Below are 19,844 nucleotides of genomic sequence, written 5' to 3' on the forward strand. Positions count from 1 at the left end.
GGATTTTTTATGGCCCTGACTTTGAGCGATGTGGAAAAAATTGCCAAACTTTCCCGCCTGAGCCTGACAGATGCTGAAAAAGCACAAAACCTTCAAGAATTGAATGACATATTTTCATTAGTCGAAAAAATGCAAACGGTAAATACCGAAGGCATCGAACCGATGGCACACCCGCACGAAGTAGCTCTGAGACTGCGCGAAGATACCGTTACCGAAACCGATCACGCCGCCGAATACCAAGCCGTTGCCCCCGAAGTGCGCAACCGCCTGTATATCGTTCCCCAAGTTATCGAAGAATAAAAAAACACAGCATCCATCAATAACGAATATTTTTCAGACGGCCTCATACTGATTGAGCAACGCAACACCTATTCAGGCCGTCTGAAACCCACGGTTGAACATAAAATGACCCAATACACCTTAAAACAAGCCAGCGAATTGCTGCACAGCAAACAAATCTCCGCCACCGAGCTGGCGCAAGAATACCTGAACGCCATTGATGCCCGAAACCCCGCCATCAACGGCTACATCACTTTAGATAAAGACCTCACGCTCGCCGAAGCCAAAGCCGCAGACGAACGCATCGCCGCCGGCAACGCAGGCATCCTCACCGGCGTACCGATTGCCTACAAAGACATCTTCTGCCAAAAAGACTGGAAAAGCGCCTGCTCCAGCAAAATGTTGGACAACTTCGTTTCCCCCTACACCGCCACAGTGGTTCAAAACCTGCTTAACGAAGGCATGGTAACCCTCGGCCGCACCAATATGGACGAATTTGCCATGGGTTCGACCAACGAAACTTCTTTCTACGGCGCCACCAAAAACCCGTGGAATTTAGAAAACGTGCCCGGCGGCTCTTCCGGCGGTTCCGCAGCCGTGGTAGCGGCCCGTTTGGCACCGGCAGCTTTAGGCTCAGACACCGGCGGCTCCATCCGCCAACCCGCTTCGCATTGCGGCATCACCGGCCTGAAACCCACTTACGGCGTCGTTTCCCGTTTCGGCATGGTAGCTTATGCCTCCAGCTTCGACCAAGCCGGCCCGATGGCGCAAACCGCCGAAGACTGCGCCATTCTGCTGAATGCCATGGCAAGCTTTGACGAACGCGATTCCACCAGCTTGGAACGCGCCAAAGAAGACTACACCCGCGATCTGAACCACCCCCTCAAAGGCTTGAAAGTCGGCCTACCTAAAGAATATTTCGGCGAAGGCATGAGCGCAGACGTACAAAAAACCGTTCAGACGGCCATCGACCTATTAAAAGCACAAGGCGCGGAAATGGTAGAAGTGAGCCTGCCGCAAACCGAGCTTGCCATCCCTGCTTACTACGTACTCGCCTCCGCCGAAGCCAGCACCAACCTGTCGCGCTACGACGGCGTGCGCTACGGCCACCGTGCCGAGCAGTTCGGCAACTTGGAAGAGCTGTACAGCAACACCCGCGCCGAAGGCTTCGGCAGCGAAGTCAAACGCCGCATCATGATCGGCACCTATGTACTCAGCCACGGCTATTACGACGCCTACTACCTGAAAGCCCAAAAACTGCGCCGCTTGGTCGCCAACGATTTTCAGACGGCCTTACAGCAATGCGACATCATCCTCGCACCGACCGCACCGACCGCCGCACCTAAACTGGGCAGCGACATCAACGACCCCGTGCAAATGTATCTGAGCGACATCTACACCATCGCCGTCAACCTCGCCGGCCTCCCCGCCATGACCCTGCCCGCAGGCATCTCTTCAGACGGCCTGCCGATTGGCGTGCAGTTGATTGGCAATTATTTTGCCGAAGCGAAATTGCTGGGCGTGGCGCATCAGATGCAGTTGGAAAGTGATTGGCATATTAAGATACCTGCTGGTGTTTAAAAAGGGCTACCTGAAAATAATGAGGCCGTCTGAAAAACCTCAGTCCGCCTTTGATATGATTCATTCGATTTAACAAGGTATTTAACCATGAGCATTTACCAAGAAGGCTTAAACTTTGATAGAACCGTAGATTTCTTTATCTCTTTTGATGAGGAAACTGAAGAATATGTAGTCGATATCTTCAATGCTCAAATTTCTGACAAAGACCAAGCGTATATTGAAACATTTGAATGTGAAGATTTTGAAGAAGCTTTGGAATTAGCCCAAAACTACAAATTGCTTATGGCCGCTTAATTCTAATGGCTTCTTCTAAACCTTTTTTAAAATGGGCTGGTGGGAAATTCAAACTTGCATCTTTTATTGAATTTAATCTGCCCAAACAACCCCGCAAACGTCTTATCGAGCCGTTTGCGGGTTCTGCTGCCGTGTCTATGGCTTTGGATTTTGAAGCCTATTTGTTAAACGACACCAATCCTGATTTGATTGGTTTGTTCCGCATACTCAAAGAAGAAAAACAACAGTTTATTGATTATGCGCGTTCGTTTTTTAACGTAGAAAATAATCAGGAAAGCCGCTTTTACGAATTACGGGGAAGATTTAATGCTTCTCAGGAATTAAGTGAACGTTCCGCTTTATTTATTTATTTAAATCGGCACGCGTTTAATGGTTTGTGCAGATATAACAACAAAGGTGCTTTCAATGTACCTTTCGGTCGATACAAAACACCTTATTTCCCTGAAATGGAAATGTTGGCATTTATCGAAAAAGCCAATCGTATTGAATTGATGTGTGCTGATTTTCAGACGGCCTTGGATTTGGTAAATGGAGACGATATCGTGTATTGCGATCCGCCTTATGTACCCTTGAGTGAAACAGCTTCATTTACCGCTTATGCTAAAGGCGGATTTGATTTAAATGACCAAACCCGCTTAGCCGAAACGGCAAAGCAAATTTCGATACAATCTCAAGGCGTGTTAATTTCCAATCATGATACAGCTTTTACACGGGAAATTTACAAAGAAGCACGGCTAGAAACCATTGATGTACAAAGAAATATTGCAGCTAAAGGAAGTAGTAGACAAAAAGTAGGCGAATTGTTGGCGATATATGGCGAGTGAATTTAACCGGCTAAAAGAAGAAGCAGTGGCTTACCATACCGGTCTCAAAAAATATATTTCAGACGGCCTCGTAATTTACAACGAAAATGCTTTAACTGTTATGCGCCGTATTTTGGATAAACATCCAAACGGCTGCTTCGATATGATTTTCGCAGATCCACCTTATTTCTTATCCAATAATGGTTTTACCTGCCAAAACGGGCAAATGGTCTCGGTAAATAAAGGTCATTGGGATAAATCGCAAGGATTGTCTGCCGATTTAGAATTTTACGAAGAGTGGCTGCATTTATGTTATGCACTATTAAAACCAAACGGCACGATATGGGTATGCGGTACTTATCATAATATTTATTTGATAGGCTACCTGATGCAAATCATCGGCTACCATATTTTGAACAACATTACATGGGAAAAACCCAATCCGCCACCGAATTTATCTTGCCGTTTTTTCACACATTCCACCGAAACACTGCTATGGGCGAAGAAAAGCAAAAAAGCCAAACATACTTTTCATTATGATGTAATGAAAGCGCAAAACAACGATAAACAAATGAAATGTGTCTGGCAAATTGCACCACCAAGTAAAGCAGAAAAAGCATTGGGCAAGCATCCGACACAAAAACCGTTGGCTTTGGTTGAGAGGTGCATTCAGGCAGCTTCAAATGTGGGCGATTTGATTTTTGACCCGTTTATGGGAAGTGGAACGACAGGTATAGCTGCATTAAAAAATGGACGGAAATTTTGTGGATGTGAGCTAGAAACAGGATTTTTTGAGTTAACAAAAAATAGGTTAGATAATAAAAATGTCTGAATTTCAAAAATTTTTAGATCAATTGGCGGAAACAAATGCAACATTGGATTATTTTGTTAGTTTTGATACTGTCAGAAAAAATGTTAGCAAAATAGCTCTGAAACTCAATCAGCTAAATTATTTAATCGGTAAAAGTAATTTAAAAGAAGCCATTCGAGATATTTATAATGAAAATCCTAAAGCCTTTGATGTGCTTGGTATTTTAATTGCTGTTCGAGAAAGTAATAAAACTAAAACTTTCAACAATCAAGGGGAAATTGTTTTTGTAGATAGTTACTTTTCCTCATTAGAGGGGATTTATGACTACATACAACAAACAGGTTTGGAAAAAATTTTCCAAAATAAAGATATTACTAATCTGGTGGACTATGTTTTTGGTGTGGAAGCTGGGTTAAGCACTCATGGCAGAAAAAATCGCGGTGGGGACAATATGAACTTTGCCGTTGCCAAACAGTTGGAGAATGCAAATATTCCATTTCTAAAAGAAGTCCCTAATACTAATTTTCCTGATATTACCGGTTTGGGGAAGGATATTAAGCGTTTTGATTTCGTTATTAAAACAAAGCTCAAAACCTACCTAATAGAAACCAACTTTTATAATACTGGTGGTTCAAAGCCTAATGAAGTTGCCCGCGCTTATTCAGATATTGCTCCTAAGATAAATCGGCACCCTAATTATGAATTTGTTTGGATTACTGACGGCCAAGGTTGGAAATCTGCTAAAAACAAATTGGAAGAAGCATTTAATAATATTTCCAGTATTTATAATTTAACCACATTAGAGAGATTTATTGCGAAACTTCAAGATGAAGGTTTCAATAAATAATCTTCACATTAAAGAGGTTTTTCATGACCAAGCGCGAAGAATTGCTCGAACAGCAGCGCCGTCTTCATATTGTGTTCAACGCGTGGATGACAGATAAAAAACAGCATGAAGTTGTCGTGTATCGGCGTGAGAACGGTGATCTAATACGTCATTATCCCGATGGAAAAGAAGAAGTGATTAAATATGCCGTTAAATAATATCAGAAAAGTTTGCACCTGGTTTTGCCATTTTGCGACCAAGAATTGCTTGATATGGGTTTCATACCCGACCAATCTACCTAAATTTTAAAATATTCCTTGATTTTGAAAGATTCTTTATGACCTGGGAAACCGTAATCGGACTGGAAATCCATGTCCAATTAAACACCAAATCCAAAATTTTCAGCGGCGCTTCTACCGCTTTCGGTGCCGAGCCGAATGCGCATGCCAGTGTGGTAGAATGTGCTTTGCCGGGCGTGTTGCCGGTGATGAACCGCGAAGTGGTGGAAAAAGCCATCAAACTCGGTTTGGCTTTGGATGCGAAAATCAACCGCAAAAACGTATTCGACCGTAAAAACTACTTCTACCCCGATTTACCCAAAGGCTATCAAATCAGCCAGTTGGATTTGCCGATTGTAGAACACGGCAAATTGGAGATTGTGGTGGGCGACGAAGTCAAAACCATCAATGTAACCCGTGCGCACATGGAAGAAGATGCAGGTAAATCGGTGCATGAAGGTTTGAGCGGTGCAACAGGCATTGACCTCAACCGCGCCGGTACACCTCTGCTGGAGGTGGTTTCTGAGCCGGAAATGCGTTCTGCCGCCGAGGCTGTGGCTTATGCCAAAGCTTTGCACGGCTTGGTAACGTGGCTGGATATTTGCGACGGCAATATGGCGGAAGGCTCGTTTCGTATCGATGCCAACGTATCGGTGCGCCCGAAAGGCCAGCAGGAATTCGGTACGCGCCGTGAAATCAAAAACTTAAACTCTTTCCGCTTCTTGGAGCAGGCGATTAATTATGAAGTGGAAAGCCAAATTGAGATTTTGGAAGACGGCGGCAAAGTGCAGCAGGCAACGATGCTGTTTGACCCCGATAAAGGCGAAACCCGCGTGATGCGCCTGAAAGAAGATGCGCACGACTACCGCTATTTCCCCGACCCTGACTTGCTGCCTGTGATCATTTCCGACGAGCAAATGGAACGCGCCCGCAGCGAAATGCCTGAGCTGCCGTCTGAAATGGCGCAACGCTTTATCCGCGATTTCGGCGTGAGCGACTACGATGCCCGTTTGTTGACCGCCGGCCGCTCTCAAGCCGCTTTCTTTGAAACCGCCGCCCAAGCCAGCGGACAGGGTAAGTTGGTGGCAAACTGGATGAACGGCGAATTGGCCGCCACCTTGAACAAAGAAGGCTTAAGCCTGTCTGAAAGCCCGATTCAGGCCGACCGCCTGGCCGGTTTGGTAGCGAAAATCGCCGACGGCACATTAAGCAACAAACTCGCCAAACAGGTGTTTGAAGCGATGTGGTGCAGCGATTTGGATGCCGAAGCCATTATCGAACGCGACGGTTTGAAACAAATGACCGACACAGGCGCGATTGAAAAAATCATTGACGAAGTGCTGGCCAACAACGCCAAATCGGTGGAAGAATTCAAAGCCGGTAAGGAAAAAGCCTTTAATGCTCTGGTGGGCCAAGTGATGAAAGCCAGCAAAGGCAAAGCCAATCCGCAGCAGGTGCAGGAATTGCTGAAAGCGAAACTGGCTTGATTGTGTAATATCTTGATTATGTAGTATAAAGAGGCCGTCTGAAAAATCATTTTCAGACGGCCTGAAACTGTTAAAGCTATTCCGATAAACGATTTTATCTTCCGAAACTTATGTCATACACCGTTACCCTTGCGCCCGATCATGCGACTTTCAGCGTTGAAGCCGGCGAACCGATATTGAGCGCAGCCAAGCGACAAAACTTCAATCTGCCCCACGCTTGCCAAAGCGGTATTTGCGGGCAGTGCAAGGCCGAGGTGGTAAACGGCGGGGCTGTGCAAGGCGTTCATGCCGAGTTGGCTTTGAGTTCGGAAGAAGCGGCGCAAGGTAAAATTTTGATGTGCTGCACCACGTTAAGCGGCGATGTGATGCTGAAAATACCCGGCTACAACGGCGTATCTGCCCCGCCCGTCAAAACATTCCCGACTCGGGTGGCTTCTGCGGAATATATCGGCGATGTGGCCGTGTTGACTTTGTCTTTACCCAAATCACCACCCTTCCGGTTTTGGGCGGGTCAATATATCGATATTCTGCTCAAAAACGGCCAAACCCGCAGCTATTCTATCGCCGGCAGTCCAAACCGGCCGGAAACGCTGACGCTGCACATTGCCAAGCGTGAAGGCGGTTTGTTTTCCGCTATGCTGTTCGGTGAAGAGGCTTCCATTCAAGAAAAAACCATTTTGCGTGTGCGCGGTCCTTTGGGTACGTTCACGCTGCAAGAGAGTGACAAGCCGATTATTTTCATGGCAACCGGCACAGGTTTTGCGCCTATCGCCAGCATACTGCGCCAACTGGCCGACAATGGCAGCAACCGCACGGTACATCTGTATTGGGGAGCACACCATGAAAGCGGCCTGTATGATTTTCAGACGGCCTCAGACTTGATTGCCCGTTTACCCAATGCCCGTTTCACGCCCGTGCTATCCCGCCCTGATGAAGGCTGGCAAGGCGCGGCGGGCTATGTTCAAACGCAAGTTGCTGCCGACTACCCCGACTTATCCGGCTTTGAAGTATATGCATGCGGATCACCACAAATGATTGAATCAGCTAAGGAATTGTTGCAGCAGCAATGCAGCTTGCCCGAAGAAGCTTTCTTCTCAGATGCGTTTGTTTCTGCGGTTTAATTCGCTGTCTATCTCCAGCCGATGCCGAGCTGAAAATATTTAGTTGCAAAGTTATGTACTTAAACATGCCTGCCTGAACGCCGCTTAGCCAAATCAAGCGCTTTCAGGCAGGCATTTTGCTTGGTGTAACTTTGTGGCCTCAATTTTGTCTATCAAATAATGCTACAATCCAACCGTTTACAACAAATCTTTATTTTTTATGAGTATTCTTGAAGCAGTTTTCATTTTATTGCTGCTGGTGCTGATTAGCGGTTTTGTATCCGCCGCCGAATTGGCTTTGGCCTCCTCCCGCAAAATCAAATTACAAGTGATGGCAAAAGAAGGCGATGTGCGCGCCCTGGATGTGCTGAACATGCAGGAGCATCCGGGCAGCTTTATTACGGTGGTGCAAATCGGTTTGAACGCGGTGGCGGTATTTGGCGGTACGGTCGGCGAGGCGGCGGTACGGCCGTTTTTAAGCAATCTGCTGGCCGGCACCGGCTTGGAAACGGCGGCTTCCGTGCTGGCGTTTGTTTTTGTGACCAGCGTGTTTATTCTGTTTGCAGACCTGATGCCCAAACGCTTTGCCATGATTAACCCCGAACGGGTGGCCGTGCGGGTGGTGCGGCCGGTGATGCTGCTGATTTTCGTGCTTAAGCCCTTGATTTTCCTGTTTGACGGCATGGCCAATCTGATTTTCAAATTGCTGAAAATTTCCACCGTGCGCAGCGACGGGCTGACTTCGGAAGACATTTACGCCGTGATGGATGCCGGTGCGCAGGCCGGCGTGTTAAAGCAGCAGGAGCATTATCTGATTGAAAACATTTTCGATATGCAGGAGCGCACGGTCACTTCCACCATGAGCGCGCGCGAATATTTGGTTTATGTGGACAAAAGCGACGACAACGAAACCGTGCTGAAAAAAATGGATGAAACGCCGCATTCCAAAATTTTAGTGTGCAACGGCGGGCTGGAAAAAGTGATCGGCTATATCGAATCGCACACGTTTCTCACCCATTATCTGAAAGAGCCGAACATCAACCTGACCGACCGCCGCGTATTGCGTAAGGCTTTGTTTATTCCCGACACTTTGTCGCTTTACGAAGTGTTGGAAACCTTCAAAAACGCCGGAGAAGACTTCGCTGTGATCATCAACGAATACGCCCTCGTGGTCGGCGTGATTACGCTGAAAGACGTGATGAGCATAGTGATGGGCGATTTGGTGGCGACCGAAGAAGAACCGCAGATTATCCGCCGCAACGAAACCTCTTGGCTGATCGACGGCGCAACGCCGCTGGAAGACGTGATGCGCGCGCTCGACATCGCCGCTTTCCCCCATTCGGAAAACTACGAAACCCTCAGCGGCTTTATGATGTATTCCTTGCGCAAAGTGCCCAAGAGAACCGATTTCGTGGTGTTCGACAAATACAAGTTTGAAATTATCGACACGGATAATCTGAAAATCGACCAGCTTTTGGTTTCGCTTCATCAGGATGCGCTTGAAAAGAAAGATTAAGGGGCTGACGTAGATTAGCAGTCATGATAGGCTGCCAAAATGAAGATAACCCACTGTAAGTTAAAGAAGAGTCTGCAAAGAAAACTGCTTGAATATTTTGTATTGGAAGTAACCGCACGTTCTGCTGCCGATATCTTGGGTATTCAGCCCAATACGGCCATTCTCTTCTACCGTAAAATCCGTCTTGTTATCAGCCATCATTTGGCTTTGGAAGCAGATCAGGTTTTTGAGGGCGCTATAGAATTGGATGAGAGCTATTTCGGCGGTAAGCGTAAAGGAAAGCGCGGTAGGGGAGCAGCAGGTAAAGTGGTGGTTTTCGGTATCCTTAAACGTGGAGGTAAGGTTTATACGGTTGTAGTGAATAATGCCCGAAAGGAAAGTTTATTTCCTGTTATTACAAGGAAAATTACACCTGATAGTGTAGTTTATACGGACTGCCTGAGCAGTTACGACGTGTTGGATGTCAGCGGTTTTTACCATCACAGGATTAATCACAGCAAAAAGTTTGCCGACCGACACAACCATATCAACGGCATTGAGAATTTTTGGAATCAGGCGAAACGTGTCTTGCGCAAATACAACGGAATCGACCGAAAATCTTTTCCTCTGTTCTTGAAAGAATGTGAGTTTCGTTTTAACTTCGGGACACCAAAGCAGCAGTTAAAAACTTTGCGGCTTTGGTGTGGTATTTAGGGCTAATCTACTTCAGCCCCAAGATTAAAGCAATGCCTGTCTGAAAACTTAGCAAATAAACTTTATTTTTGTCATGGTTTCGTCATGCTCGGGCTTGACCCGAGTATCTCTTAGATTTACCGAAATTCAAGATACTCGGGTCAAGCCCGAGTATGACGGGTGTACTAATTTTTAAGTTTACTTGCTAAGTTTTCAGACAGGCATCATCTTAATAAATCCTGCGAAACGGCCGGTTTAGGACAACTACAACTATTCGATAAATAAATCCAACCGCTTGATTGTGCATTTCAGCAGTCCAAGATTTTGTTTTCACAATACATTCAGCCCAAAACGCCGACGATACGGCCGTCTGAAAATATCGGCCATACTCTGCGCGTCTTCAACCGCTGCCGGGCGTATTTCAATCTCCGTCATTCAATCTTCACCCGCTTCAACCTCAAAGCATTTCCCAACACCGACACCGAACTCATCGCCATTGCCGCGCCCGCAATAATCGGGTTCAGAAAGCCGAACGCTGCCAGCGGTATGCCCAAGGTGTTGTAGATAAAGGCGAAAAACAGGTTTTGTTTGATGTTTTTCAAAGTGGCGCGGGAAATCAGCAGGGCATCGACCATTTGGTTGACGGAATGCTGCATCAGTGTGGCGGAGGCGGTGTGTTCGGCAACGTCTGCGCCGTCTTTCATAGCAAAGCTCACGTTGGCGGCGGCGAGCGCGGGGGCATCGTTGATGCCGTCGCCAACCATGGCAACCACCTTGCCGGCGTTTTTCAATTTTTGCACTTCGGCGGCTTTGTCGCGCGGGCTCATGTTGCCGTAGGCGTGGGCGATGCCGAGCTGTTCGGCGATGTAGCCGACTACGTTTTGGTTGTCGCCGCTCATGATGTAAACGTCGATGCCGTGGTTTTTCAGACGGCCTATGGCTTCCTGCGTGTCGGCTTTGAGCGCGTCGGCAAGGGCGAACGCGCCGACGGGTTGGTCGTTGACCGACACGGCCACGATGGTGGCGATGCGCCATACGGAATCAAGATTATCGGGCAGCACGAGGTGGCAGTAATCGGGTTTGCCCACTTTCACTAAGCCCGCGCCGTCAATCTCGGCGGAAATGCCTGCGCCGACGGCGGTTTGTGCGTTTTGGGCTTCGGGAATGCTAATGCCGTGCGATAAGGCCGTCTGAACAATGGCGGCGGCCAGCGGATGGGTGGCATTTTGTTCGACGGCGGCAGCAAGGCGGTAGAGTTCGTTTTCGTCTATCGCGGCGGTTTCAGATTCAAGGGCGGAGGGCTTTTCAGACGGCCTCAACCATACTGCGGCAACCTGAGGTTTGCCTTGCGTGAGCGTGCCAGTTTTGTCCAGTACCACCGCGTTCACATGAGCCGCTTCTTCCATAGCCGCGGCATCTTTAAACCAAATGCCGTGCTTCACCGCTTTGCCCATGCCGACCATAATTGCGGCGGGCGTGGCCAAACCGAGCGCGCACGGACAGGCGATGACCAACACGGCTACGGCGTTCATCAGCGCCGTTACCCAATCGGCTTTGACATACCAAGTAATCAGGAACGTAATCACGGCGATGCCGACCACCGCGGGCACGAACACGGCAGCCACTTTGTCGGCAATGCGCGCAATCGGCGCTTTGCTGCCTTGCGCTTCCGACAAAGCCGCCATCATGTCGCCGAGCAGGGTTTGGCTGCCGAGCTGTTCGGCGCGGTAAACCACGCTGCCGTCGGTCATCACCGCGCCCGCCAGCACTTTGCTGCCCGCGGTTTTGGCTTCGGGGTTGGATTCGCCGGTGAGATGGCTTTCGTCTGCCCAGCCGTTGCCGCTTTCCACCGTGCCGTCCGCCGCGATGCGTTCGCCGTGGTTGGCACGGATCAAATCGCCGATCTGCACGTTGTCGAGCGGCACTTCCTGCCATTGCCCGCCGCGCTGCACGCTTACTTGGCGCGGCGTGAGTTTCAGCAGCAGGCTCAAGCTGTTGAGGCTGTTTTTCTTGGCGCGGTGTTCGAGAAATTTGCCCAAGCTCACAAAGCCTACCACCATCACGCCCGCTTCAAAATACACATGCGCCATGTCGCCGTGATGCGCGTGCGGATGGAAAAACAGCATGAACACCGAGTAGAGATAAATCGCCGCCGTGCCCACAGTAACCAGCACATCCATATTCGCCAGCCCGCCCTTGATGCTCGCCCACGCACTCTTATAAAAAGGAACCGCCAGCCAAAGCTGCACAATACTCGCCAGCACAAACTGCCACATCGGCGGCATCATCCAATTGTGCCGCCCGATCATCATGCCTACCATACCAAACAAAAACGGTACGTTAATCGCCAGCAGCAGCCACAGCCGCCAGCCGATATGCGGTTCGGCCTCGGGCTGCATGGGCGCGTCGGTTTTCAACACGGCCTTAAAGCCTGCTTTTTCAATGATGTGAATCAGCGTGTCGGCATCGGCACGGCCGTCGTCAAACACCACCTGCGCTTCTTCGCCGGCGAAGTTTACCGAGGCCGTCTGAACAAAGTCTTTTTTGTTCAACACTTTTTCAATACGGCTGGCACAGGCTTGGCAAGTCATGCCGTCGATTTGGAAACGGGCTTTTTGTTGCATGGTATTTCAGCCTTTCATATTTAGTTTCAGACGGCCTCAAGAGGCTGCTGCGGATACCGTTTGGCAATCTGCTGCAAACTCAACTGCACCACCCAGCCGACGCCGAACGCAAACAGCAGCGTCCCCAAACCCACCACGCCGCCGAGCAGCCAGCCGGTCAGGCACACCGAGCTTTCTATCATCGTGCGCACCACGCCTACCCGCCAACCGGTTTTCTGGCACAAACCGATCATCAGGCCGTCGCGCGGGCCGGCACCCAGATAGCAAGTCAGATACAGAGACGAAGCAATGCCGATTACCACCACGCCGCCTACACATTGCAGCACCCGCCACGCCCAAGCAATCGGCGGCGGCACCCACTGCACAAACACGCCCAACACCGCGGCAATCAACACCATATTCAATACCGTGCCCAGCCCCGGCCGTTGGCGCAAAGGCAGCCACAGCATCAATACCGCCGCGCTGATCAAAAACGTAACCGTGCCGATATCGAGGCCGCTTTGCACCACAATGCCCTGCGCCAATACCGTCCACGGCGTGGAACCCAAACCGGCGTTCACCAGCATGCCCTCGCCCACGCCGAACAAAACCAGCGCAAAGCACAACATCGCCAAAGATTGCGGCCGCAAAGACCACCATGCAGGCGCAGACCACGGCGTTTTCGGCAAAATGCGTCGGGCTTGAGTCATAGAAAACTACCTTTGTGTTTTATTAAGATAAAGAAGCATCAAAGCCCGCATCTTCAATGGCTTCAACCAGTTCGGCAGTTTGCACTTTGGCCGGGTCGAACGTAATTTTTGCAGAGGCAGAGGCCAAATCCACTTCGGCTTTTTCCACGCCGTTCAACGCTTCCAGCACTTTGGTAACGCTTTTTACGCATCCGCCGCAGGTCATGCCGCTGATGTTGATATTGATGGTTTCCATGATTTTTCCTTTCGTAAACAATATGGGGTTATTTGCCATAACGGTGTTAATATAAACCTTTACCCACAGTTAAGGTCAAGCCTTATGAACATCAGCGAAGCCGCCCGCCAAACCGGTTTGTCTGCCAAACAAATCCGCGATTATGAAAAACACGGCCTGCTCTCGCCCGCGCCGCGCACGGAAAGCGGTTACCGCCGTTATGAAGAAAGCGATTTGAAGCGTTTGAAATTCATCCGCCACGCCAGAGACGTCGGTTTTTCGCTGCAACAAACCGCAGAATTACTCAAGCTGCAAGACAATCCCGTGCGCAACAGCCGCGAAGTCAAAGCCCTTACCGCACGCCACATTGCCGCACTCAATGCACAAATCCTTTCTTTGCAGCAGATGGTGGCCGAACTTCAATCGCTTCACGACGCCTGCAAGGGCGACGACTGCCCGGAGTGTTCGATTTTGGAAGGGCTGGGGAAATAATCTGCCCTACCCGCGCGGTTTGGGCTTTTGTAATCCGTCTTTGCCTTATTCCTACATTCCCTAACATAAATCCCGCTTGCATTCCCGTCAAACAACGCCATATCAGCCCAGCCACATCAACGAAAGGATCAACATGAACTTCAACAACCTTCTGAATCAAGTTTTGAACACCGTACAAAAAGGCAGCAGCAGCTTAGGCAAAAGCAACGGTAGCCTGCTCGGCAAAATCGGCAGCGGCGCCGCCGTTACCGGCTTGGCTTCCATGCTGTTAAAGAAAAAAACCTCCAAAAAACTGCTGAGTGCCGGCTCGATGGCCGCTTTGGGTATGCTGGCCTACCATGCTTATCAAAACTGGCAGCGCAACAACAATAACGCCGCCACCAACCAACAAGCCCAGCCCGTATTGAATCAGGCGTCGTTCGAGCCTACCGGCCAAGCCGCCGAAGATGCGGGGCGCGTTATTCTGCGCACCATGATTGCGGCTGCGGCTGCCGACGGCGTGATTGAAGACGAAGAGCGCCAAATGATTCAGGCCGAAAGCGGCAATGACCCCGAAACGGCGAAATGGGTTGCCGACGAAATCTCGAAACCCGCCACCGCCGCTGATATCGCCCGCGACATCGGCAACAATCCCGCTTTGGCCGCCGAAGCCTACTTGGCTGCCCGCATGGTGTGCGGCGACTTGGCGCGCAAAGAAATTGTGTTCCTTTCCCAGCTGTCTCAAGCTCTGAATTTGGACGAGAAACTGGTGGAAGCCTTGGAGCAGCAAGCCGGTTTTTAAGCGCTTGATGCGATTCCGCTGATAAGTGCTTGTTCAAACACATTGAGGCCGTCTGAAAATATTTTTCAGACGGCCTCAATGCAAATGAGTAAACAACACACCACCAATTATCGCAGCGGGCGGATATGCAATCTGTTTCGCAATCGGCACAAGTGTTTCAAAATCATTGCGGATTTTTCAAAGGCATCCAACTTTAATCGCTGCGCGCTTTTTCCGCCCTCCGAACCAACTCTTCCACCAATTCCGGCATGCCGTCTTTGGCTTTTTTCGCCAGAATTTCCACTGCCCTGCCCGCCTGCTGCGGATTGGGGTCCACCAAAAAACACTCCGCGTGTGGTGGGGCGAATCCCAATAAAGACGCGGCGGGATAAACCTGTAACGACGTACCCACCACCATCACCACATCGGCATCGCGCATTTCTTCCACCGCCTGCGGAAACAGCGGCACTTCTTCGCCGAACCACACGATATGCGGGCGCAAGGGGCAGCCTTTGCTGTCGGTATCCGATTCGGTCAAATCGCCCGTCCAATCCAACACTTCATCTTCATCGGCACAGCTGCGCACTTTGTTCAATTCGCCGTGTAGATGCAGCACATGGCGGCTGCCCGCGCGTTCGTGCAGATTATCGACATTCTGCGTGATGATTTGCACGCGGTAATGCTGCTCCAGCCGCACCAGTGCTTCATGCGCGGCGTTGGGCGAAGCGGCATTGGCCTGTTTACGCCGCATATTGTAAAACTCCAGCACCATATGCGGATTGCGGGCAAATGCTTCGGGCGTGCAGACTTCGCTCACTTTATAGCCTTCCCACAAGCCGCCTGCGTCGCGGAAGGTTTTTAATCCGCTGTCGGCGCTGATGCCCGCACCGGTCAGAACCACACATTTTTTCATCACAACCGCCTCTCCGTTATTGGTTTGATGCGTGATAAGGCAATTCAAAGCATACCGCATCTTTAAACTCATACAACGAGGCCGTCTGAAAAACTTTTTTCAGACGGCCTCAATCTTTACAGCAATCCTTCAATCGGCAATACCGACAGTATTTTCACCGTTACCCTTTTCCAAAAGCCCGCTTCCGGCTCTTTTGAAGATACCGTACCGTCTTCCGGGTCTTGCCATTGCAGTTTGTTGCGCGGGTTTAAGGTTACTTTATAAGCATACTTGGGCGTGGTTTGCTGCAATTTGTTCTGCATTTTCTGCGCCAACTCGGGATTTTCAATCACCACGCCCATTTCAGTATTCAGCCTGGCGGAGCGCGGGTCGAGGTTGAACGAGCCGATAAACACGCGCTGCCTGTCCACAATAAAGTTTTTCGCGTGCAGGCTAGTGGAAGAACTACCCGTCAAACCGCGGTCTTTGCTTCTGGGTACGGCATGATTGGCTTTCAGCTCGTATAAATCAACGCCCGCGTTAATCAGCGGCTTGCGGTAACGCGCATAGCCGGAATGCACGGCAGCCACGTCGGTGGCCTGCAAAGAATTGGTCAGCACGGTTACTTTAACGCCTTGTTTGACCAAATCGGCAATCGCTTCCGTGCCTTCTTTGGTGGGTACGAAATACGGTGACACCAGATAAATTTCTTTTTCGGGCGAACCCAAAGCCTCGTCGATTTTCTCGCTGATTCGGGGCTTGTTGCGGTCGCGGTTCAAGGCTTTGGAAGGATCGTCGCTCACCAATTTCGTTTTCACAAACCGCCATTCGATCTGGTTGTTTTTAATCGCTTCAAACAGCTTGGACTGCTCCAAATCATTGCGGTAGCGGGCGAGAACGATGTTTTTGTCGTCATCGCCGATTTCCAGCGCCTGCATGCCTTTGGCAACGTTGGCCCGCCGCACGATACGCTCAAGCGGATAGGCGGAATCGCTCGCCCAATAGCGGTCGAAATCTTCGGAAACTTCAGACACCACTCGGCCGGTGGCGAGAATATCCAAATCGGCAAAAGCGGTATCTGCGCTGATGTTGAAATATTCGTCGCCGATATTGCGCCCGCCGAGAATCGTTGCGTGGTTGTCGGCCGTGAGGGTTTTATTGTGCATGCGGCGGTTGAGGCGGGGAAAATCCGTCAAATAACCGAGCGCACGCCATTTCCGGTTGAGAAAAGGGTTGAACAGGCGGATTTCGATATTGGGGTGGCTGTTGAGTGCCGCCAGCACATTGTCCAAGCCGTTGGTATTGTTGTCGTCCAGCAGCAGACGCACGCGCACGCCGCGCGAAGCCGCCCTGTGCAGCATGTTGAACAGAATTTTGCCGGATACGTCGTTGTGCCAGATGTAATATTGCAGGTCGAGGGTATGTTCGGCAGAATCGATCAATGTGGCACGGGCAACAAAAGCATCGTGCGCATCGTCAAGAATATAGATGCCCGAAGTATCTTCTTCCCAGTCGGCATTGTTGTTTCGGGGAGACTTTAGCGCCGAAGTCAGACGCTTCGACGCCGGCACGTCCAAATAACGCGTAACCGTGCGGTTTTCAAGCGACGGCAGGCTCAAACAGCCCGAGAAGAAAAATGGCAGCATGAAGCAGATAATGTAGTGTCTCATGTGTTTGTGTCAATTTTTCAGACGGCCTCGGCATCATTAAAGAAAGCACATCTCTGCGGCAGCATTTGCCAAAGGCCGTCTGAAAGCGTTTAAACCGGTGGCATTGTAACTGCATTTTTATGCAGGCCAACTATTGCCGTCCGAACGGTGCAATCGGGCGAATATAAGGCCGTATAAACCCGACGGCGGCGTTGCCGGAATGCTCCGCCCGCGATTGTACGCTATATTTCGTTGCAAAAAAGCAAAAACATGCTAAAAAGCCGCAAAACGGCAGGTTGTGCATTGCCGCCCCAAACCCGTATCCCGCCGCGCAAACCGCGCCCTATCCCGCCTGTTTTCCCGCACAGAAATTACCACTCAAACCGACACGATGGTTTATAATTTCGCTCCATTTAACACACTTCCTGCCAGCAGCTCCAAATTGATTTCCAACAACAATCATGAACAATAACCACAAACCCATCCTTCCCCCCGCCAACCTCGGCATTCTCGGCGGCGGCCAGCTCGGCCGTATGTTTGCCGTCGCCGCCAAAACCATGGGCTATCGGGTTACCGTGCTCGACCCCGATCCCAATGCGCCGGCCGCCGACTTTGCCGACCGCCATTTGTGCGCCGCTTTCGACGACGAGGCCGCCTTAAACGAGTTGGCCAAATGCGCCGCCGTTACCACCGAATTTGAAAACGTCAACGCCGATGCCATGCGTTTTCTGGCACAACACACCGTAGTTTCACCCGGCGGCGACTGCGTGGCCATTGCGCAAAACCGTATTCAGGAAAAAGCATGGATTCAAAAAGCCGGCCTGCAAACCGCACCATATCAGGCCGTCTGCAAACCTGAAGACATCACCGAAGCCAGCGCGGCGTTTCTGCCCGGCATCCTCAAAACTGCCACGCTGGGCTACGACGGCAAAGGCCAAATCCGCATCAAAACCTTGAGCGAACTGAAAGCCGCGTTTGCCGAACAAGGCGGCGTAGATTGCGTGTTGGAAAAAATGGTGGACTTACGCGGCGAAATTTCCGTGATCGTATGCCGTCTGAACAGCGACAACGTACAAACCTTCGACCCCGCCGAAAACATCCACGAAAACGGCATTCTCGCCTACTCCATCGTCCCCGCCCGCTTGAGTGCGGATGTCCAACAGCAAGCGCAACGGATGGCGCGCCGCTTGGCAGACGAACTGGATTACGTCGGCGTATTGGCGGTGGAAATGTTTGTAGTCGGCGATACAAACGAATTAATCGTCAACGAAATCGCCCCGCGCCCGCACAACAGCGGCCACCACACCATCGACGCCTGCGCCGCCAACCAATTCCAGCAGCAAGTACGCATCATGTGCGGCCTGCCGCCCGCCGATACCCGTTTATTGTCAAGCTGCTGCATGGCCAATATTCTGGGCGACGTGTGGGGCGAGAACGGCAGCGAACCCGATTGGCTGCCGCTGCAAAATCACCCGCGCGCGCACTTGCATCTATACGGCAAAAAATCTGCCCGCATCGGCAGAAAAATGGGGCATTTCACCATATGCGCCGACGATGCCGACGAAGCGTTTAACACCGCACAGACTTTACACCGCAGCTTGTCGGCATAATCCTAATAAACCGCCCTACCGATACAGGCCGTCTGAAACACTTTTCAGACGGCCTGCTTGCTTTCCGGGAATCCCGGCTTAAAAAACAACCGTTCATATTTCAAAAGCATATTTAAAACACATTCTTGTTATGATTCCGACCTATACAACGCTTTCTGAAAGAGCCAATATGAAAAACACCGCATCTTTGTTATCCCTTACCGTCTCTGCTTTTCTGCTCACCGCCTGCGGCGGCGGAGGTGGCGGCGGAGGCCAGCCCGATATTTCGGCAACACCAACCAGCACAAAAGGCTGGAGCATGTACAAGCATTACCAAGACGATGAATGGGAATATACTTACACAGCCAGTAAAGACGACATCGGCGACATACCCGGCGAAGAATACCGTATCAACAACATCGTGATGACTTTTAACAACAAAAAATACCATGTCGGTAATAAAGTCATCGATATTTCCAACCTGCCTTTGGGATTGAACAATCTGAAATATCAAATCCAAGTTACTCAAACCCGCCTTTCCAATCAAACCAAAGATGATCAGTCTGCAATAGGCTCAATGCGCTTATACAAGCAACAATATTCTGTCATCGCGGGCAATAATCTGGATAAGCTCTATTCAATGAAACAAGGGGAGCTTACCTTAAAAGACAATGAATATTCAGTTGACGATGCTCAAGGCCGGTTCACACCTTTCGAGCAACTGCCCAAAGCGGGTAAATTCACCTACAACGGCTCTGCCTTCACCGCAAACGAAGAAGGCAAACTCACTTACACCGTCGATTTCGATAAAGGTGAGGGCAGCGGCAGCATCAGCGGCTTAAACCGCTTCGGCGACATCAGTCTGCACAAAGGCGAATTGAAAAAAATCACCACCGACCCACTTAAAAACGGTGGTGAAATTTGGGGGCAGGCGTCTTCGGCAAACCATCACAAAGGCTACTATGACGTAACCTTCTTCGGCCCAAACAGCGAAGAAATTGCCGGAAATCTCCGTTTCGACCATATGAAAGTGAGAGCAGACGGAAAACAAGACAGCTTGGAAATCGGCATCGCCGGCTCGCGCGAACCGCTGAAATAACCTTATCCAAGCCTCAAGGCCGTCTGAAAAATAATGTTCAGACGGCCTGATTCTTTTGCCAAATCTGCGAAAATATCGGAAACTCAGCGTTTTCTGAAAAGCCGCCGTGCAAACCGTGCTACCATGCTTTTCAGACGGCCTTACCCTATGTCCCAAATGACTCAAGCCGTTTTTCAGACGGCCTCCCGC

At 50.2% G+C, this 19,844-nt stretch carries 20 protein-coding genes; 15 read left to right on the forward strand and 5 right to left on the reverse strand.

What is annotated here, in order from left to right; all coding sequences use genetic code 11:
* Positions 1-9 precede the first annotated feature (9 nt).
* The 11 genes from gatC to LVJ85_RS07795 all read left to right on the forward strand — a co-directional run bounded on the left by gatC (position 10) and on the right by LVJ85_RS07795 (position 9,668).
* On the forward strand, positions 10-300 hold the full coding sequence (gatC, locus tag LVJ85_RS07745) for an Asp-tRNA(Asn)/Glu-tRNA(Gln) amidotransferase subunit GatC (RefSeq protein ID WP_244738506.1): 291 nt from the start codon (positions 10-12) through the stop codon (positions 298-300).
* A 105-nt stretch (positions 301-405) separates the two neighbouring features.
* The gene (gatA, locus tag LVJ85_RS07750) at positions 406-1,860 is read left to right on the forward strand and encodes an Asp-tRNA(Asn)/Glu-tRNA(Gln) amidotransferase subunit GatA (protein WP_244738508.1); all 1,455 of its coding nucleotides are present in this window, start codon (positions 406-408) and stop codon (positions 1,858-1,860) included.
* Between the two features lie 87 nt (positions 1,861-1,947).
* Entirely contained in the window at positions 1,948-2,154 is a 207-nt protein-coding gene (locus LVJ85_RS07755) for a hypothetical protein (protein ID WP_107688385.1), read from the forward strand.
* A 5-nt stretch (positions 2,155-2,159) separates the two neighbouring features.
* Positions 2,160-2,978: a Dam family site-specific DNA-(adenine-N6)-methyltransferase gene (locus LVJ85_RS07760; RefSeq protein WP_244738511.1), complete on the forward strand. Its 819-nt coding sequence runs from the start codon at positions 2,160-2,162 to the stop codon at positions 2,976-2,978.
* Positions 2,968-3,789, forward strand: a complete 822-nt coding sequence (locus LVJ85_RS07765) for a site-specific DNA-methyltransferase (RefSeq protein WP_244738513.1) — start codon at positions 2,968-2,970, stop codon at positions 3,787-3,789. The genes LVJ85_RS07760 and LVJ85_RS07765 overlap by 11 nt, the downstream gene beginning before the upstream one ends.
* Positions 3,782-4,615, forward strand: coding sequence for a type II restriction endonuclease (locus LVJ85_RS07770; RefSeq protein WP_107860822.1), 834 nt, complete (start codon positions 3,782-3,784; stop codon positions 4,613-4,615). Before LVJ85_RS07765 ends, LVJ85_RS07770 begins: the two co-directional genes overlap by 8 nt.
* Before the next feature lie 23 nt (positions 4,616-4,638).
* Positions 4,639-4,812, forward strand: a complete 174-nt coding sequence (locus tag LVJ85_RS07775) for a hypothetical protein (protein WP_244738515.1) — start codon at positions 4,639-4,641, stop codon at positions 4,810-4,812.
* Between the two features lie 119 nt (positions 4,813-4,931).
* A complete protein-coding gene (gene gatB, locus LVJ85_RS07780; RefSeq protein WP_244738522.1) occupies positions 4,932-6,359 on the forward strand; it encodes an Asp-tRNA(Asn)/Glu-tRNA(Gln) amidotransferase subunit GatB in 1,428 nt (475 codons plus the stop codon).
* 110 nt (positions 6,360-6,469) lie between these two features.
* Entirely contained in the window at positions 6,470-7,480 is a 1,011-nt protein-coding gene (locus tag LVJ85_RS07785) for a 2Fe-2S iron-sulfur cluster-binding protein (protein ID WP_244738524.1), read from the forward strand.
* A 199-nt stretch (positions 7,481-7,679) separates the two neighbouring features.
* Entirely contained in the window at positions 7,680-8,975 is a 1,296-nt protein-coding gene (locus LVJ85_RS07790; protein ID WP_244738526.1) for a hemolysin family protein, read from the forward strand.
* Positions 8,976-9,014: 39 nt separating this feature from the next.
* On the forward strand, positions 9,015-9,668 hold the full coding sequence (locus LVJ85_RS07795; protein WP_244738528.1) for an IS1595 family transposase: 654 nt from the start codon (positions 9,015-9,017) through the stop codon (positions 9,666-9,668).
* A 410-nt stretch (positions 9,669-10,078) separates the two neighbouring features.
* On the opposite strand, the gene LVJ85_RS07800 is transcribed toward LVJ85_RS07795, so the two are convergent.
* From LVJ85_RS07800 to LVJ85_RS07810, 3 genes are read right to left on the reverse strand one after another with little or no spacing between them, the layout of a single operon-like run.
* Complete coding sequence (locus LVJ85_RS07800; RefSeq protein ID WP_244738530.1) at positions 10,079-12,271, reverse strand: cation-translocating P-type ATPase; 2,193 nt, start codon at positions 12,269-12,271, stop codon at positions 10,079-10,081.
* 26 nt (positions 12,272-12,297) lie between these two features.
* On the reverse strand, positions 12,298-12,960 hold the full coding sequence (locus LVJ85_RS07805) for a YitT family protein (RefSeq protein ID WP_244738531.1): 663 nt from the start codon (positions 12,958-12,960) through the stop codon (positions 12,298-12,300).
* Positions 12,961-12,982: 22 nt separating this feature from the next.
* Positions 12,983-13,195 (reverse strand): heavy-metal-associated domain-containing protein, encoded by a 213-nt coding sequence (locus LVJ85_RS07810; RefSeq protein ID WP_244738533.1) that lies wholly within the window; start codon positions 13,193-13,195, stop codon positions 12,983-12,985.
* Between the two features lie 84 nt (positions 13,196-13,279).
* On the opposite strand from LVJ85_RS07810, the gene cueR reads away from it, so the two are divergent.
* Both cueR and LVJ85_RS07820 read left to right on the forward strand, forming a co-directional pair.
* The gene (gene cueR / locus LVJ85_RS07815; protein ID WP_064130424.1) at positions 13,280-13,666 is read left to right on the forward strand and encodes a Cu(I)-responsive transcriptional regulator; all 387 of its coding nucleotides are present in this window, start codon (positions 13,280-13,282) and stop codon (positions 13,664-13,666) included.
* A 133-nt stretch (positions 13,667-13,799) separates the two neighbouring features.
* Positions 13,800-14,447 carry a tellurite resistance TerB family protein gene (locus tag LVJ85_RS07820; protein ID WP_244738535.1) on the forward strand — a complete coding sequence of 216 codons (648 nt, stop codon included), beginning with the start codon at positions 13,800-13,802 and terminating at the stop codon, positions 14,445-14,447.
* A 193-nt stretch (positions 14,448-14,640) separates the two neighbouring features.
* On the opposite strand, the gene LVJ85_RS07825 is transcribed toward LVJ85_RS07820, so the two are convergent.
* Positions 14,641-15,339 carry an NAD-dependent deacylase gene (locus tag LVJ85_RS07825; RefSeq protein WP_244743128.1) on the reverse strand — a complete coding sequence of 233 codons (699 nt, stop codon included), beginning with the start codon at positions 15,337-15,339 and terminating at the stop codon, positions 14,641-14,643.
* 116 nt (positions 15,340-15,455) lie between these two features.
* Entirely contained in the window at positions 15,456-16,988 is a 1,533-nt protein-coding gene (locus LVJ85_RS07830; protein WP_244738537.1) for a phospholipase D family protein, read from the reverse strand.
* A 440-nt stretch (positions 16,989-17,428) separates the two neighbouring features.
* Between LVJ85_RS07830 and LVJ85_RS07835 the strand changes: the two genes are divergently transcribed.
* On the forward strand, positions 17,429-18,577 hold the full coding sequence (locus LVJ85_RS07835) for a 5-(carboxyamino)imidazole ribonucleotide synthase (protein ID WP_244738539.1): 1,149 nt from the start codon (positions 17,429-17,431) through the stop codon (positions 18,575-18,577).
* 169 nt (positions 18,578-18,746) lie between these two features.
* Entirely contained in the window at positions 18,747-19,655 is a 909-nt protein-coding gene (locus LVJ85_RS07840; RefSeq protein ID WP_244738541.1) for a factor H binding family protein, read from the forward strand.
* Positions 19,656-19,844: the final 189 nt, after the last annotated feature.

Origin of the sequence: Neisseria sp. Dent CA1/247, from assembly GCF_022870825.1 — a bacterium.
GTDB lineage: Bacteria > Pseudomonadota > Gammaproteobacteria > Burkholderiales > Neisseriaceae > Neisseria > Neisseria zoodegmatis.

Bases quoted from the DNA above. Each gene is read 5' to 3' on its own strand.
- gatC (WP_244738506.1), top strand. From the start codon at position 10: ATGGCCCTGACTTTGAGCGATGTGGAAAAAATTGCCAAACTTTCCCGC.
- gatA (WP_244738508.1), top strand. From the start codon at position 406: ATGACCCAATACACCTTAAAACAAGCCAGCGAATTGCTGCACAGCAAA.
- LVJ85_RS07755 (WP_107688385.1), top strand. From the start codon at position 1,948: ATGAGCATTTACCAAGAAGGCTTAAACTTTGATAGAACCGTAGATTTC.
- LVJ85_RS07760 (WP_244738511.1), top strand. From the start codon at position 2,160: ATGGCTTCTTCTAAACCTTTTTTAAAATGGGCTGGTGGGAAATTCAAA.
- LVJ85_RS07765 (WP_244738513.1), top strand. From the start codon at position 2,968: ATGGCGAGTGAATTTAACCGGCTAAAAGAAGAAGCAGTGGCTTACCAT.
- LVJ85_RS07770 (WP_107860822.1), top strand. From the start codon at position 3,782: ATGTCTGAATTTCAAAAATTTTTAGATCAATTGGCGGAAACAAATGCA.
- LVJ85_RS07775 (WP_244738515.1), top strand. From the start codon at position 4,639: ATGACCAAGCGCGAAGAATTGCTCGAACAGCAGCGCCGTCTTCATATT.
- gatB (WP_244738522.1), top strand. From the start codon at position 4,932: ATGACCTGGGAAACCGTAATCGGACTGGAAATCCATGTCCAATTAAAC.
- LVJ85_RS07785 (WP_244738524.1), top strand. From the start codon at position 6,470: ATGTCATACACCGTTACCCTTGCGCCCGATCATGCGACTTTCAGCGTT.
- LVJ85_RS07790 (WP_244738526.1), top strand. From the start codon at position 7,680: ATGAGTATTCTTGAAGCAGTTTTCATTTTATTGCTGCTGGTGCTGATT.
- LVJ85_RS07795 (WP_244738528.1), top strand. From the start codon at position 9,015: ATGAAGATAACCCACTGTAAGTTAAAGAAGAGTCTGCAAAGAAAACTG.
- LVJ85_RS07800 (WP_244738530.1), bottom strand. From the start codon at position 12,271: ATGCAACAAAAAGCCCGTTTCCAAATCGACGGCATGACTTGCCAAGCC.
- LVJ85_RS07805 (WP_244738531.1), bottom strand. From the start codon at position 12,960: ATGACTCAAGCCCGACGCATTTTGCCGAAAACGCCGTGGTCTGCGCCT.
- LVJ85_RS07810 (WP_244738533.1), bottom strand. From the start codon at position 13,195: ATGGAAACCATCAATATCAACATCAGCGGCATGACCTGCGGCGGATGC.
- cueR (WP_064130424.1), top strand. From the start codon at position 13,280: ATGAACATCAGCGAAGCCGCCCGCCAAACCGGTTTGTCTGCCAAACAA.
- LVJ85_RS07820 (WP_244738535.1), top strand. From the start codon at position 13,800: ATGAACTTCAACAACCTTCTGAATCAAGTTTTGAACACCGTACAAAAA.
- LVJ85_RS07825 (WP_244743128.1), bottom strand. From the start codon at position 15,339: ATGAAAAAATGTGTGGTTCTGACCGGTGCGGGCATCAGCGCCGACAGC.
- LVJ85_RS07830 (WP_244738537.1), bottom strand. From the start codon at position 16,988: ATGAGACACTACATTATCTGCTTCATGCTGCCATTTTTCTTCTCGGGC.
- LVJ85_RS07835 (WP_244738539.1), top strand. From the start codon at position 17,429: ATGAACAATAACCACAAACCCATCCTTCCCCCCGCCAACCTCGGCATT.
- LVJ85_RS07840 (WP_244738541.1), top strand. From the start codon at position 18,747: ATGAAAAACACCGCATCTTTGTTATCCCTTACCGTCTCTGCTTTTCTG.